The 12,037-nt window shown below is 72.8% G+C and carries 10 protein-coding genes; 6 read left to right on the forward strand and 4 right to left on the reverse strand.

Annotated elements, in window-relative coordinates; translation table 11 throughout:
- Positions 1-50 precede the first annotated feature (50 nt).
- Entirely contained in the window at positions 51-428 is a 378-nt protein-coding gene (locus E1166_RS02670; RefSeq protein ID WP_243710111.1) for a DUF4406 domain-containing protein, read from the forward strand.
- Positions 425-1,171 (forward strand): NUDIX domain-containing protein, encoded by a 747-nt coding sequence (locus tag E1166_RS02675; protein ID WP_243710113.1) that lies wholly within the window; start codon positions 425-427, stop codon positions 1,169-1,171. The genes E1166_RS02670 and E1166_RS02675 overlap by 4 nt, the downstream gene beginning before the upstream one ends.
- 215 nt (positions 1,172-1,386) lie before the next feature.
- Here the strand turns inward: E1166_RS02675 and E1166_RS02680 are convergent, their stop codons facing one another.
- Positions 1,387-2,154, reverse strand: a complete 768-nt coding sequence (locus tag E1166_RS02680) for a DUF2470 domain-containing protein (protein ID WP_132335468.1) — start codon at positions 2,152-2,154, stop codon at positions 1,387-1,389.
- Positions 2,155-2,223: 69 nt separating this feature from the next.
- On the opposite strand from E1166_RS02680, the gene rpsD reads away from it, so the two are divergent.
- Positions 2,224-2,835, forward strand: coding sequence for a 30S ribosomal protein S4 (gene rpsD / locus E1166_RS02685; RefSeq protein ID WP_132260647.1), 612 nt, complete (start codon positions 2,224-2,226; stop codon positions 2,833-2,835).
- 61 nt (positions 2,836-2,896) lie between these two features.
- Here the strand turns inward: rpsD and E1166_RS02690 are convergent, their stop codons facing one another.
- Together E1166_RS02690 and E1166_RS02695 are read right to left on the reverse strand one after the other, a co-directional pair.
- Complete coding sequence (locus E1166_RS02690) at positions 2,897-4,675, reverse strand: ABC transporter ATP-binding protein (protein ID WP_132335470.1); 1,779 nt, start codon at positions 4,673-4,675, stop codon at positions 2,897-2,899.
- Positions 4,676-4,850: 175 nt separating this feature from the next.
- Entirely contained in the window at positions 4,851-6,725 is a 1,875-nt protein-coding gene (locus E1166_RS02695) for an ABC transporter ATP-binding protein (RefSeq protein ID WP_132335472.1), read from the reverse strand.
- Between the two features lie 165 nt (positions 6,726-6,890).
- On the opposite strand from E1166_RS02695, the gene E1166_RS02700 reads away from it, so the two are divergent.
- The 3 genes from E1166_RS02700 (at position 6,891) to E1166_RS02710 (ending at position 10,643) form a co-directional block, all read left to right on the forward strand.
- Positions 6,891-7,520, forward strand: a complete 630-nt coding sequence (locus tag E1166_RS02700; RefSeq protein ID WP_132335474.1) for a TIGR03085 family metal-binding protein — start codon at positions 6,891-6,893, stop codon at positions 7,518-7,520.
- A 210-nt stretch (positions 7,521-7,730) separates the two neighbouring features.
- On the forward strand, positions 7,731-8,675 hold the full coding sequence (locus E1166_RS02705; protein ID WP_132335476.1) for a terpene synthase family protein: 945 nt from the start codon (positions 7,731-7,733) through the stop codon (positions 8,673-8,675).
- 141 nt (positions 8,676-8,816) lie between these two features.
- Positions 8,817-10,643, forward strand: coding sequence for a long-chain fatty acid--CoA ligase (locus tag E1166_RS02710; protein WP_132335478.1), 1,827 nt, complete (start codon positions 8,817-8,819; stop codon positions 10,641-10,643).
- Positions 10,644-10,716: 73 nt separating this feature from the next.
- On the opposite strand, the gene E1166_RS02715 is transcribed toward E1166_RS02710, so the two are convergent.
- Positions 10,717-11,976: a low temperature requirement protein A gene (locus tag E1166_RS02715; RefSeq protein WP_132335480.1), complete on the reverse strand. Its 1,260-nt coding sequence runs from the start codon at positions 11,974-11,976 to the stop codon at positions 10,717-10,719.
- Positions 11,977-12,037 lie beyond the last annotated feature (61 nt).

The raw sequence follows: 12,037 nt of genomic DNA on the forward strand, positions 1-12,037 counted from the left end.
CCTTCACAATCTTCTTTGTTTCTGCACGATCTCCCGATAATCTCATGTTCATGACCACAGCGAAACCCCTGATGATCCTCATTGCCGGCCCGTACCGGTCGGGCACCAACGACCACCCCGATCTGCTCGCGGCGAACCTACGCCGGCTGGAGGAGGCGGCCTGGCCGATCTTCCAGGCCGGGCACGTCCCGATGATCGGCGAGTGGGTCGCCCTTCCGGTGCTGCGGGGCGCGGGTGCCGACGGCGTCGGTGACCCGCTGGCGCAGGACGTGCTCTACCCCACCGCGCAGCGGCTGCTGCAACACTGCGACGCGGTACTGCGGCTGCCCGGAGTGTCGACCGGCGCCGATCAGGATGTGGCCATCGCGCGGGAGCGCGGACTGCCGGTGTACTACGACGTCGCCGACGTGCCGGGGGTCGCGGCATGAGTGGCGTGCGCACCGGGACCGCGCTGGCCGAGCCAGTCACACCGTCGAGGCCGACCGGCGTGCCGGGCATCGACGTACCCGACGCCCGCGGTCGCACCGGCCTGGACCAGGCCGGTCGCCACCTCACCGGAAACCCCGGCGTCGTCATCCGCGACGTCCAGCTGCTCGCCAGCGGCTGGTACGTGCTGCGACGCACCACGTTCGACTACCGGCATACCGACGGCACCTGGAGCCGGCAACAACGCGAGACCTACGACCGGGGCAACGGCGCGACCATCCTGCTGTACGACGTCGATCGCGGCACGGTGCTGATCACCCGCCAGTTCCGCTACCCGGTGTACGTCAACGGCCACCCCGACGGGATGATGCTGGAGACGGCGGCCGGGCTCCTCGACGACGACGCCCCCGACGCGGCGATCCGCCGGGAGGCAGCCGAGGAGCTGGGCGTCACGGTCGGCGAGCTGGAGCACGTGTTCGATGTCTACACCAGCCCCGGCTCGGTGACCGAACGGCTGCACTGCTACGCCGCCGCGTACACGCCCGCGACGCGTACCGGGGCCGGCGGCGGGGTGGCCGACGAGGGTGAGGACATCATCGTGGTCGAGCTGCCGTTCGCGGAGGCGCTCGACATGACGCACGACGGACGCATCACCGACGCGAAGACCATCATGCTGCTGCAATGGGCAGCACTGCGCGGTCCGTTCCGCGCCGGACAGTCACTGTATCGACAGGCGGCGTGTTGAGGTGGCCTGAAACTGGTCATCGACGATGGCTGCGCCGATGCGGGCGAGTCTGGCCAGCGAGTCGCGGGAGACGCCCTCGATGACGCGGAGCCAGCGCGGCCGACGCCCCGCAGGGGTCAAGGTGAGCGAGGCCGGCAGCAGCGCGGTAGGCACGCCGAGCCCAGCCGAACGCATCGGTGACCTCCGGCTCGCCACCGCAGGCACTGCCTGCGGCATCAGGGGGCGGCCGCCCGAGGGTTCCGGCGCGCCGGCGTTTCAGACTTCTCGAACCCACGAGAAACGAGCATCGGGTGCAGCAGCCGGGACAGCTCCGCCACGTCCGCCACCGGCCGGGGGAAGGCCAGCCGGGCCCGCCGGCGGTCGCCCGGGCCGCCGTACGCCACCACCAGGCCGTGTCGGTCCAGGCGCACCACGCGCGGCTCGCCGCCGGTCAGGTCGAGCCGCCGGCGCAGGTATCCGGCCACCTCGGGGCCGTGGTGGTCGGCGAGGTCGGCCAGCAGCGCGGCCTCGACCGGGTGCAGCGGGTCCGGTGCGGCGGCGGCGTACTCCGCCGGGTCGATGCGGTGCACGCCGGCGCTCTCCAGCCGGGCCTCGACCACCTCGAAGCGGTGCAGCCGGAACCGGGCGCCGACGTCGAACAGGTCGCCGGTGGGGTCGACGGCGGCGAAGTCCGCCGCGGCGGCGCGGGTCTCGGCACCGGTCAGCGGCGCCGCCCAGCCGGACACCCAGGCCCGGCCGAGCGACGGCGCGCCCGCGGCCGGGGGCAGGTCCAGCACGTCCAGCACCACGGCCACGTCGTCGCCCGGGTGGGGGGCCAGTTCGGCGGCGAGGTCGCTGACCACCGGCACGAGCATCAGCACCCGGCCGTCGGGGTCCGTGGCGTGCCGGACGTGGAACGGCCCGGGGCGGTGGGCGAGGTGCACCAGGCCGGGAAGCCGGCCCGCGACCAGGGTGCGAACGATCTCTGCGGGGCTCGGTCCCATCGGACACCTCCAACATAGGTTAGGCTTACCTAACTCGCACCCTAGAGCACCCGAGCGGAGACGTCCACCGTGAACCACCCCCGACCCAAGGCCCGGCTCTCCCGGGCCCTCGGCATCCCGCTGACCCGCAAGTGCGTCCGCTACGTCGAGCGCCGCCCCTACCCGCCGGGCGTACACGGCCGCGCCCGCCGCCGCACCTCCGACTACCAGGTGCGGCTGTTGGAGAAGCAGCGGCTGCGGCACCAGTACAACGTCAGCGAGGTCCAGCTCCGCCGGGCCTTCGACGAGGCCGCGCGGGCCGCCGGCAAGACCGGCGAGACCCTCGTCGTGCTCCTGGAACGCCGGCTCGACGCCGTCGTGCACCGGGCCGGGCTGGCCCGCAGCGTCTACCAGGCCCGACAGCTCGTCGCGCACGGACACTTCACCGTCGACGGACGGAAGGTCGACCGCCCCTCGTACCGGCTGCGGCCGGGCCAGGTGGTGGCCGTCCGGCAACGCAGCCGCGAGCGGCTGCCGTTCCAGCTCGCCGCCGCCGGGGCCAACGCCACCGACGGGCCCGGGCAGCCGTACCTGTCGGTCGACCTGGCCGGTCTGCGGGTCACCCTGCTGCGCGAGCCGACCCGGCACGAGGTGCCGGTGATCTGCGACGAGCAACTCGTGGTCGAGTACTACTCGCGGTGAGCGCCGCCGCCCGCCCGGCCGGTGGATCGCCCGGACCGCGGCCGGGTGCCGGGCGGTCGGGCTAGCGGGTCTGCTCCAGCCAGGAGGCGTAGAGCAGGCCGTAGATCGACTCCGGGTCGCGGACCAGCTCGTCGTGCGGCCCGCGCTGCACGACCCGGCCCCGGTCCACCACGATCACCTCGTCGGCGGCCTGGGCGGTGGAGAGCCGGTGCGCGATGGCCAGCGTCGTCCGGCCCCGGGTGACGGCGTCGAGGGTGCGTTGCAGGCGTACCTCGGTGGCCGGGTCCACCGCGCTGGTCGCCTCGTCCAGCACCAGCAGGTCCGGGTCGGCCACGTACGCCCGCGCCAGCGCGACCAGTTGCCGCTCCCCCACGCTCAGCGCCTCGCCCCGCTCCCCGACCGGGGTGTCCAGGCCCGACGGCAGTCCGTCGAGCCAGTCCACCAGCCCCAGCTCGGTGAAGGCGACGGTGAGCTCGTCGTCGGTGAGCTCCGGGCGGGCGAACCGTACGTTCTCCCCCACGGTGGCGTCGAAGAGGAAGCCGTCCTGCGGCACCATCACCACCCGGGAGCGCAGCGAGTCGAACCGCACCCGGTGCAGCGGCACGCCGGAGAGCAGCACCTCACCGGCGGTCGGATCCATCAGCCGGGTCAGCAGTTTGGCGAAGGTGGTCTTGCCGCTGCCGGTCTCACCGACCACCGCGACCCGGCTCTTGGCCGCGATGTCCAGGGTGACGTCGTGCAGCACCGGCGGCCCGCCCGGATAGGCGAAGGTCACCCCGGCGAAGCGGATGTCCAGCGGGCCGGGCGGCAGCTCCCGCCCCTGCGCGCCCGGGTCGGCCACGTCGGGGGCGACGTCGAGCACGTCGAGCACCCGCCGCCAGCCGGCGACCGCGTTCTGCGCCTCGTTGAGCACCTCGGTGGCGATCTGCACCGGCTGGATGAAGAGCGTGACCAGGAACAGGAAGGCGGTGAGCTGGCCGATGGACAGGGTGCGGTCGGCACCCAGGGTGACGCCGACGACCACCACGCCGGCCAGCGCCAGTCCGGCTGCCAGCTCCCCCACCGAACTGCCCATGATGCTGATCCGGATGGCCCGCTGCTGGGCCTTCTGCTGCCCCTCGATCGCGCTGTCCAGCCGCTGGGCGGTGCGCCCGGCGATGCCGTACGCCCGGATCACCGGCGCCCCGACGACGCTCTCGCCGATGGCGCCGAGCAGGGCGCCCGTCCGCTGCCGCACCACCCCGTAGGCCGCGGCGAGGCGCTGCTGGAGAATCCGGATGAGCAGCACCGCCGGCGCGAACGCGCCGAGCACCACCAGGGTCAACTGCCAGGAGTACGCCAGCATCACCGCCGTGGTGACCACGAGCTGACCGAGGTTGACGAGCAGGATCACGCCGCCCCACTGGAGGAACTGGGTGATCTGGTCGACGTCGCTGGTGACCCGGGAGACCAGCGACCCGCGCCGCTCCGACTGCTGGTGCAGCATCGACAGGTCGTGCACGTGCCGGAACGCCCGGGTACGGACGTTGGCCAGGGCGGTCTCGCTGACCGTGAACAGCCGGCGCATCATCAGGTAGCCGCAGGCGGTGGTCACCACCAGCACGGCGGCGGTGACCGCGACCACCGTCCAGACCACGCCCAGGTCGAGCCCGCCGACGATGCCGTCGTCGATGCCGCGCTGCACCGCCACCGGCACCGCCACCCGCCCGACCATGTAGACCAGGGCCAGCACCAGCGTGCCGGCCAGCCCGGTCCGCAGCTCCGGGGAGAGCGCGAGACCCCGGCGCAGCGTCCGCCAGGTCGACTCGCTCTGCTGCACTGGTTCCGCCGCCGCGCTCACCGGTCCACCTGACGTTCGCGACTGCGGGGCTCGCAACACCGGCTCACTCCTCGCGCTCACCGAACCACCTGACGTTCGCGACTGCGGGGCTCGCAACACCGGCTCACTCCTCGCGCTCACCGAACCACCTGACGTTCGCGACTGCGGGGCTCGCAACCCGGCTCACTCCTCGCGCTCACCGGTCCACCTCGATTTCCAGTCCGGAGGTCAACGGGCTGACCTCGGCGTACCCGCGTTGCTGCTCACGTTCCTGCTCGGCCTGCTCGTACGCGGTGACCAGGTCGGCGTATCCGGGGACGGCGGCCAACAACTCGCTGTGCGTACCCCGGGCCCGCACCCGCCCCTGCTCCAGGTAGATCACCTCGTCGGCGAGCGCGATGGTGGCCCGGCGGTAGGCGACGACCAGGATCGACGCGGCGGCCCGGCCGTCGGTCGGGGCGCGCAACCCGGCCAGGATGGCCGCCTCCACCCGCGGGTCGACCGCGCTCGTCGCGTCGTCGAGCACCAGCAGCCGGGGCCGCCCGGCCAACGCCCGGGCCAGGGTGAGCCGTTGCCGCTGCCCGCCGGAGAGCGAGGTGCCCCGCTCGCCGACCATGGTGTCCAGTCCTTCGGGCAGCGCGGCGACGAAGCCGTCGGCCTCGGCCAGCCGCAGCGCCGCCCACACGTCGTCGTCGTCGATGCCCGGGCGGTCGAGGGAGATGTTGGCCCGGACCGTGTCGTCGAAGACGAACGGCACCTGGGCGACCAGGGCGACGTTCGAGGCGAGGGCGTCGGCACGTAGCTCGCGCACGTCGACACCGTCCAGGGTGACCCGGCCGGCGCGCGGGTCGACCAGGCGTACCGCCAGCGCGGTCACGGTCGACTTGCCGGCTCCGGTCGGGCCGACCAGGGCGACGGTCTTCCCGGCCGGGACGCTGAAGGAGACCTCGCCGAGCACCTCGGCGCCGGGCAGGTGCGCCTCGGCCGGCTCGTAGCGGAAGTGCACGTCGTGGAAGGCGAGCGTGGCCGGCGTGGGATTCGCCGGGTCGAGGTGGCGGTCGCCGTACGGCATCTTGCCGGTGGCGTCCAGCACCCGGCGGACCCGGTCCCAGCCGGCGACGCTGCGCGGCAGCTCGGCCAGCACCCAGCCGATGGCGCGCACCGGGAAGGCCAGCACGGTGAAGAGGAAGGCGACGCTGACCAGTTCGGTGACGCTGATCGCGCCGGAGCGCAGCCGGAAGGCCCCGACCACCAGCACGGCCAGGGTGCCGAGACCGGGCAGGGTCTCCAACATCGGGTCGAAGACGCCCCGCAGCCGGCCGACGGAGATCAGTGCGTCCCGCAGTTCCCCGACCCGGACGGCGAACCGGGCGGTCTCGTGGGCCTCCCGGCCCATCGTCTTGACCACCAGGGCGCCGTCGAAGCTCTCGTGGGCGATGCCGCTCACCTCGGCGCGCAGCCGCTGCGCGTGGGCCTGCCGGGGGGCCATCCGTCGGGAGTAGACCACGTTGAGCGCGAAGAGCGCCGGGAAGACGGTCAGGCCGACCAGCGCGAGCGCCCAGTCGGTGACGAAGAGTGAGACGATCGCGCCGACCAGCATCACCAGGGTGCCCACCGCGAAGGGCAGCGGGGCGATCGGATGCCAGATGGCCTCCACGTCCGAGTTGGCGTTGGACAGCAGCGTGCCGGTGGCGTTGCGCTGGTGCCAGGCCAGCGGCAGTTCGAGGTAGCGGCGGGTGACCCGGCGGCGGTAGGCGGCCTGGAGGCGGTACTGCATGTAGCCGGCACCGAGGCGACGGCCGACGATGCCCACCACCCGCAGCACGCTGATGCCGAACAGCGCCGCCGCGCCCAGGGCCAGCGCGGCGACCGGGACGGACCCGCGGTCGATCGCCGGGACCACCACCTCGCCGACCACCGCGCCCACCACGTACGCGCTGGCGACTATCAGGAGGCTGAACAGCACACTTCCCGCCACCGCCACCGCGAAGATGCGTGGTTGTTCCCGGATCGCCCGACCGAGGACCGACAGGCCCCGAACGATGACGTCCCGACTCGTTCCGCTCGCCACGCTCTCCCCCGCCGTAAGCCGTCTTTGGATCCCTTCATCCTTACCGTTCGAAGCCAGCCCCGCCGACCGCAAGCGCTATGTCCGACATCACGTGTTGTGCCACAGCCCCGGCCGACGGTCCGCCCCGCCGCGCCGGCGGCTGCCCGCGGGCCTACCATCTCTGTCATGCCGCGGTACGCCCGATCGGAGCGCGAGGCGCTCGCCGACCTCATGCTGGAGCGGGGCCCCGAGGCGCCGACGGTCAACGAGGGGTGGACGACCCGGGACCTCGCCGCGCACCTGGTGCTGCGCGAACGCAGGTTGGACGCCGCCGGCGGCATCCTGCTGCCGCCGTTGCGCGGGTACGCCGAGCGGGTACGCCTGCGGATCGCCGCCCGTCCCTGGGCGGAACTGGTCGGGCAGGTCCGCCGGCCGCCGCTGTGGAGCCCGCTGAGCAACCCGGTCACCGACGAGCTGGCGAACACCCTGGAGTTCTTCATCCACCACGAGGACGTCCGCCGGGCGCAGTCGGGATGGCAGCCCCGCGATCTGCCCAGCGGCCTGCAGACCCAGCTGTGGCAGCGGGTCTGGCTGGTGGCCCGCGCAGCGCTGCGCCGGTTCCCGGCGGACCTGCTGGTGCAGGCGCCCGGGCACGGGGAGGTCGGCGTGGGCCGGGGCGGCGACCGGCTGCGTCTGGTGGGCAGCCCCGGCGAACTGGCGTTGTTCCTCTCCGGGCGGCAGCGGGTGGCCCGGGTCCAGGTCGACGGCCCGCCGGCCGGCGTCGAGCGACTCCGTACCGCCCGGCTCGGCCTCTGATTCCCAGGCCGGCCCGCCCGGGAGTCCCGCTCGCCCCGACGGGGCGGCCCCGCCCGCCGGGGGCCGGGACGGGGAACCCAGCCACCGCGATGTGCACAATCGGTCATTGTCAATACGCTGGCCGTCCGTACACACTGGATTCTCGCCGTCGCATTTCCCGTACCCTTCTGCGCACCGGCCCGGACCGGTCGGTGCGGACAGGGGGCCATCATGCGCAGCACCGCCGTGTCGGCACTGCACGAGCCGCCCTTCGCCACGGCCCGACATCCGGGCACCGACGAGGTGGCGGCGCAGAGCCTGCACTGGGCCGGACGCCTCGAACTGGTCGACTGCGGGCCCCGGCAGCGCCGGCTGGGGCGGGCCGCCGCGGCGGAGTTGGCCGGCCGCACCTGCCCGGCCGCCCCGCTCGACCGACTCCGGCTGCTCACCGACCTGATCACCTGGCTGTTCGTGATGGACGACGCCTGCGACGAGGACGGCCTCGGGGCGGAGGCAATCCGGCTGGCTCCGACCGTCGCCGCCCTGCTGGACGTGCTCGACCGGCTCGGCGCGCCGCACGGGCAGGCACCGGGGGACGCCGGCCCACTCGGGCTGGCGCTGGCCGACATCTGCCGGCGGGTCCGGGACCAGCACCGGCCGGCTTTGCTGCTGCGACTGATCAGCCAACTGCGGGAATACCTGCTCTCCCTACTCTGGGAGGCGGCGAACCGGGAACGCCGGCGGGTGCCGGGGCTGGCGGAATACGTGCAGATGCGGCGGCACACCGGTGGCGCCCGGCCGAGCCTGACCCTGACCGACCTGGCGTACGACGGGCAGCCGACGGCGCGGCGGCGCAGCGCCCCGGAGGTGCTCGCCCTGGACGACCTCGCCGCCGACCTGGTCTGCTGGTGCAACGACCTGTTCTCGCACCACAAGGAGCGGCAGGCGGAGTCCGACGCGCAGAATCTGGTCACCGTGATCGCGGCGCAGGCCGGGCTGGACGCGGACAGCGCCTTCCGGGTCGCGGCGGACCGGTTCAACCAGGGGTTGGCCCGGTACCTGGCCCGGGACAGCGTGCTGGCCGCCGATCCGGCGCTGGCGTCCTTCCTCGCCGCCCGGCGAGCCTGGATCCGGGCGACGTACGACTGGTCGCTGCGGGCGGACCGATATGCATGATCTTCACCTGCTGCGTCCGGGGCTCAGCCGCCTCTCAGTTTTGAGGGCTAGCCGACCCGCCGGTGCAGGCAATACTCTTCGGTAACCGCAAAGCGACGTGACCCCCGTCACGTCTGACACCCCTTGAAGGCGGCTACAGCGATGGCTCTCGATGTACCGTACCGTTCCATCCCCGACATGTTCCTCAAGCGCGTGGCCGCGACACCCGATCGCCACGCTTTCGGTCACCCCAACGCGGACGACTCCGGTGCGGTGTGGCTCACCTGGGAACAGGTCGGACAGCGGGCCACGGCGGTCGCCGCCGGCCTGCACGGGCTGGGCGTCGGCCTGGAAGATCCGGTGGCGATCCTGGCCAACACCCGGCTGGACTGGGTGATCGCCGACTTCGGCATCATGTGCGCCGGTGGCGCCACCACCACGGTGTACCCGACCACCGAACCGGAGGACGCGGTGTACATCATCGCCGACTCCAAGTCGCGGGTGCTGTTCGCCGAGAATCCCGCCCAGGCCGCCAAGGTCGCGGGCGCGCACCTGCCGGCGCTGACCCACGTGGTCCTGTTCGACGGAGTGCCCGACCCGGCCGCCGCGGTACCCCAGCTCACCCTGGCCGAGCTGGAACAGCAGGGCCGGCAGGTCCTCGCGGCGGACCGGGGTTTGATCGAGCGGCTGGTCGCCCCGATCGGACCGGAGAACCTCGCCACCCTGATCTACACCTCCGGCACCACCGGCCGCCCCAAGGGCGTCGAGCTGCTGCACGGCGGCTGGTGCTGGGAGGGTGTGGCGCAGTCCGAGATCGGGCTGCTGCGCCAGGACGACCTCCAGTACCTCTGGCTGCCGCTGTCCCACTCGTTCGGCAAGACGCTGCTGTGCGGGGCGACCCACGTCGGCCTGCCCACCTACGTCGACGGCCGGGTGGAGAAGCTGGTCGACCTGCTGGGCATCATCCGCCCGACGCTGATGTGCGGGGCGCCGCGGGTCTTCGAGAAGGTCTACAACAAGGCGGTCACCACGGCCCGGGACGCCGGTGGCGCCAAGGCCAAGATCTTCGCCTGGGCGGTGGCGGTCGGTAAGGAGAAGGTCGCCCTGGAGCAGGCCGGCAGGCCGCTCCCGACCGGGCTGAGACTGAAGTACGCGCTGGCCGAGAAGTTGGTGTTCAGCAAGCTCCAGGCTCGCCTCGGCGGCCGGATCCGGGTGCTGGTCTCCGGCGCCGCGCCGCTGAGCCCGGAGATCGCCACCTTCTTCGCCGCCGCCAACCTGCCCATCTGCGAGGGGTACGGCCTCACCGAGACCAGTGCCGGCGCCTTCGTCGCCCGGCCGCACGCCAACCGGATCGGCACCGTCGGCCAGGCGCTGGGCGACCTGGAGTGCCGGATCGACACCGACGGGGAGATCCTGCTGCGGGGCGGGCCGGTGATGCGCGGGTACCACAACCTGCCCGCCGAGACGGCCGCCGTGTTCACCGAGGACGGCTTCTTCCGTACCGGGGACATCGGCAGCCTGGACGACGAGGGCTACCTGCGCATCACCGACCGGAAGAAGGACCTGGTCAAGACCTCTGGCGGCAAGTACGTCGCGCCGTCGCACATCGAGGGCATGTTCAAGGCGGTCTGCCCGTACACCTCGCAGGCGGTCGTCATCGGGCAGGCCCGCAACTACTGCACCATGCTGGTCACGCTGGACCCGGACGCGATCAAGAGTTGGGCGGCCGGCGGCCCGCTGGAGGGCCGGGACTACGCCGAGATCGTCGCCTCGCCGCAGGCGCGGGCCATGGTCGAGGAGTACGTCGCGCAGCTCAACGCCCGGCTCAACCGGTGGGAGACGATCAAGAAGGTCACCATCCTGCCGCGCGACCTGACCATCGAGCACGGTGAGATCACCCCATCGTTGAAGATCAAGCGGCGGGGCGTGGAGAGCAACTTCGCCGCCGAGATCGACAAGATGTACGAGGGTGCCCTGGCCGAGATCTGACCGAGCAGGGGGTGGCCGGGCCGACGGCTCGGGCACGGCCACCCCCGTCCACCGGCACTCCGCGGCGACCGGCTCACCCATACCGGCCGCGCCAGCGGGTGCCTTCGACCTCGTGCTCCTCCTGCCGGACCGCGCGGCGCAACTCGCCGTCGGTCAGGGTCTGCGTGACGACGGTGGCCACGCAGACCACCGCCAGGACCGCCAGCGCCACCAACTCCGGCAGCCTCACCCCGACCGGCGCGAGCACGGCGAGCAGCAGTACGGCCGCCAGCGGCGGCCACCGCAGCACGCGCAACGCCCGCAGCCCGCAGGCGACCAGGCTGAGCAGGTACAGCCCCACCCCGCCCCAGAGCACCATGATCCAGAACCAACCCAGCGGCGGCCCCCAGGCGGGCTCCCCCGGCGACGCCGCCTCAGCCAGTAGGTCCTCCAGGCCGAGGGCGAGAAGGATGACGCCCGCGATCATCGGCAGGTGCAGGTAGGTGTACGCGTCCCGGGCCAGCCGCCGCCGGGCGGTCGGTTCGCGGGCCCGGTGCAGGGCCTGCTCGACCGCCAGCGCCAGGGTGTCGAAGTACGCCCACCACAGCGCCGAGGCCACCGCCACGCCCAGCAGCGCGGCGACCACCACCGGCCAGCTCAGTGGCAGCTCGGTGACGAACTTCGGGCCGATGCCCAGCGCGATGATCGACTCGCCGAGCGCCACCAGCACGATCAGCGCGTGCCGGTCCGCCCAGTGCCCGGTGGAGGCCACCGTCCAGTACGCCCGGCCGAGCGTGACACCCCCGACGTACTCGACGGACAGGGCCGCCAGCCAGAGACACAGGCGCAGCCTGTCCTCAGCGACGCCGTCGGCGATCCGCGGCGGCACCGTCGCGGCGACGACCAGCAGCCCGGTGGCGACCACCGGCAGCACGGCAACCAGCGCCCAGCGGCGCAGCGGCGTCCGGTCGGCGCGGTGCAGCCAGCCGAAGACCACCAGCTGCGTGGCGCGGACCAGGAAGTAGCAGCCGGCGAAGAAGATCGGGCCGTCGATGCCGCCGGGTCCGTCGCGGAAGGCGCCGGGCATGCTCAGCGCGAGCAGGAAGGTGACGGCGGCGGTGACGAAGCCGACCACCGGCAGGACACCCTGGTCGACACGGACCGCGTTGCCGAGCGCGGCGAAGCCGGTCCAACACCACCAGAGCAACGCCAGCACCAGCAGGGCACCGAACAGGTCGGGCACGGTCGCCAGGCTCGACGTCAGATCGGTGACGGTGAGGAAGGCGAAGACGAAGATCAGGTCGTAGAAGAGCTCCACCCGGCTGGTGCGGGAACCGGGTGGGGCCGGCCGCATCCTGCCCGTCCCCCACCAGCGTCCACCCGCCACACCAGCAGTCTGGCAGCCGTGCCGCCAG

Source organism: Micromonospora sp. KC213, assembly GCF_004348325.1.
Lineage (GTDB): Bacteria > Actinomycetota > Actinomycetes > Mycobacteriales > Micromonosporaceae > Micromonospora.

Bases quoted from the DNA above. Each gene is read 5' to 3' on its own strand.
- E1166_RS02670 (WP_243710111.1), top strand. From the start codon at position 51: ATGACCACAGCGAAACCCCTGATGATCCTCATTGCCGGCCCGTACCGG.
- E1166_RS02675 (WP_243710113.1), top strand. From the start codon at position 425: ATGAGTGGCGTGCGCACCGGGACCGCGCTGGCCGAGCCAGTCACACCG.
- E1166_RS02680 (WP_132335468.1), bottom strand. From the start codon at position 2,154: ATGGGACCGAGCCCCGCAGAGATCGTTCGCACCCTGGTCGCGGGCCGG.
- E1166_RS02700 (WP_132335474.1), top strand. From the start codon at position 6,891: ATGCCGCGGTACGCCCGATCGGAGCGCGAGGCGCTCGCCGACCTCATG.
- E1166_RS02705 (WP_132335476.1), top strand. From the start codon at position 7,731: ATGCGCAGCACCGCCGTGTCGGCACTGCACGAGCCGCCCTTCGCCACG.
- E1166_RS02710 (WP_132335478.1), top strand. From the start codon at position 8,817: ATGGCTCTCGATGTACCGTACCGTTCCATCCCCGACATGTTCCTCAAG.
- E1166_RS02715 (WP_132335480.1), bottom strand. From the start codon at position 11,976: ATGCGGCCGGCCCCACCCGGTTCCCGCACCAGCCGGGTGGAGCTCTTC.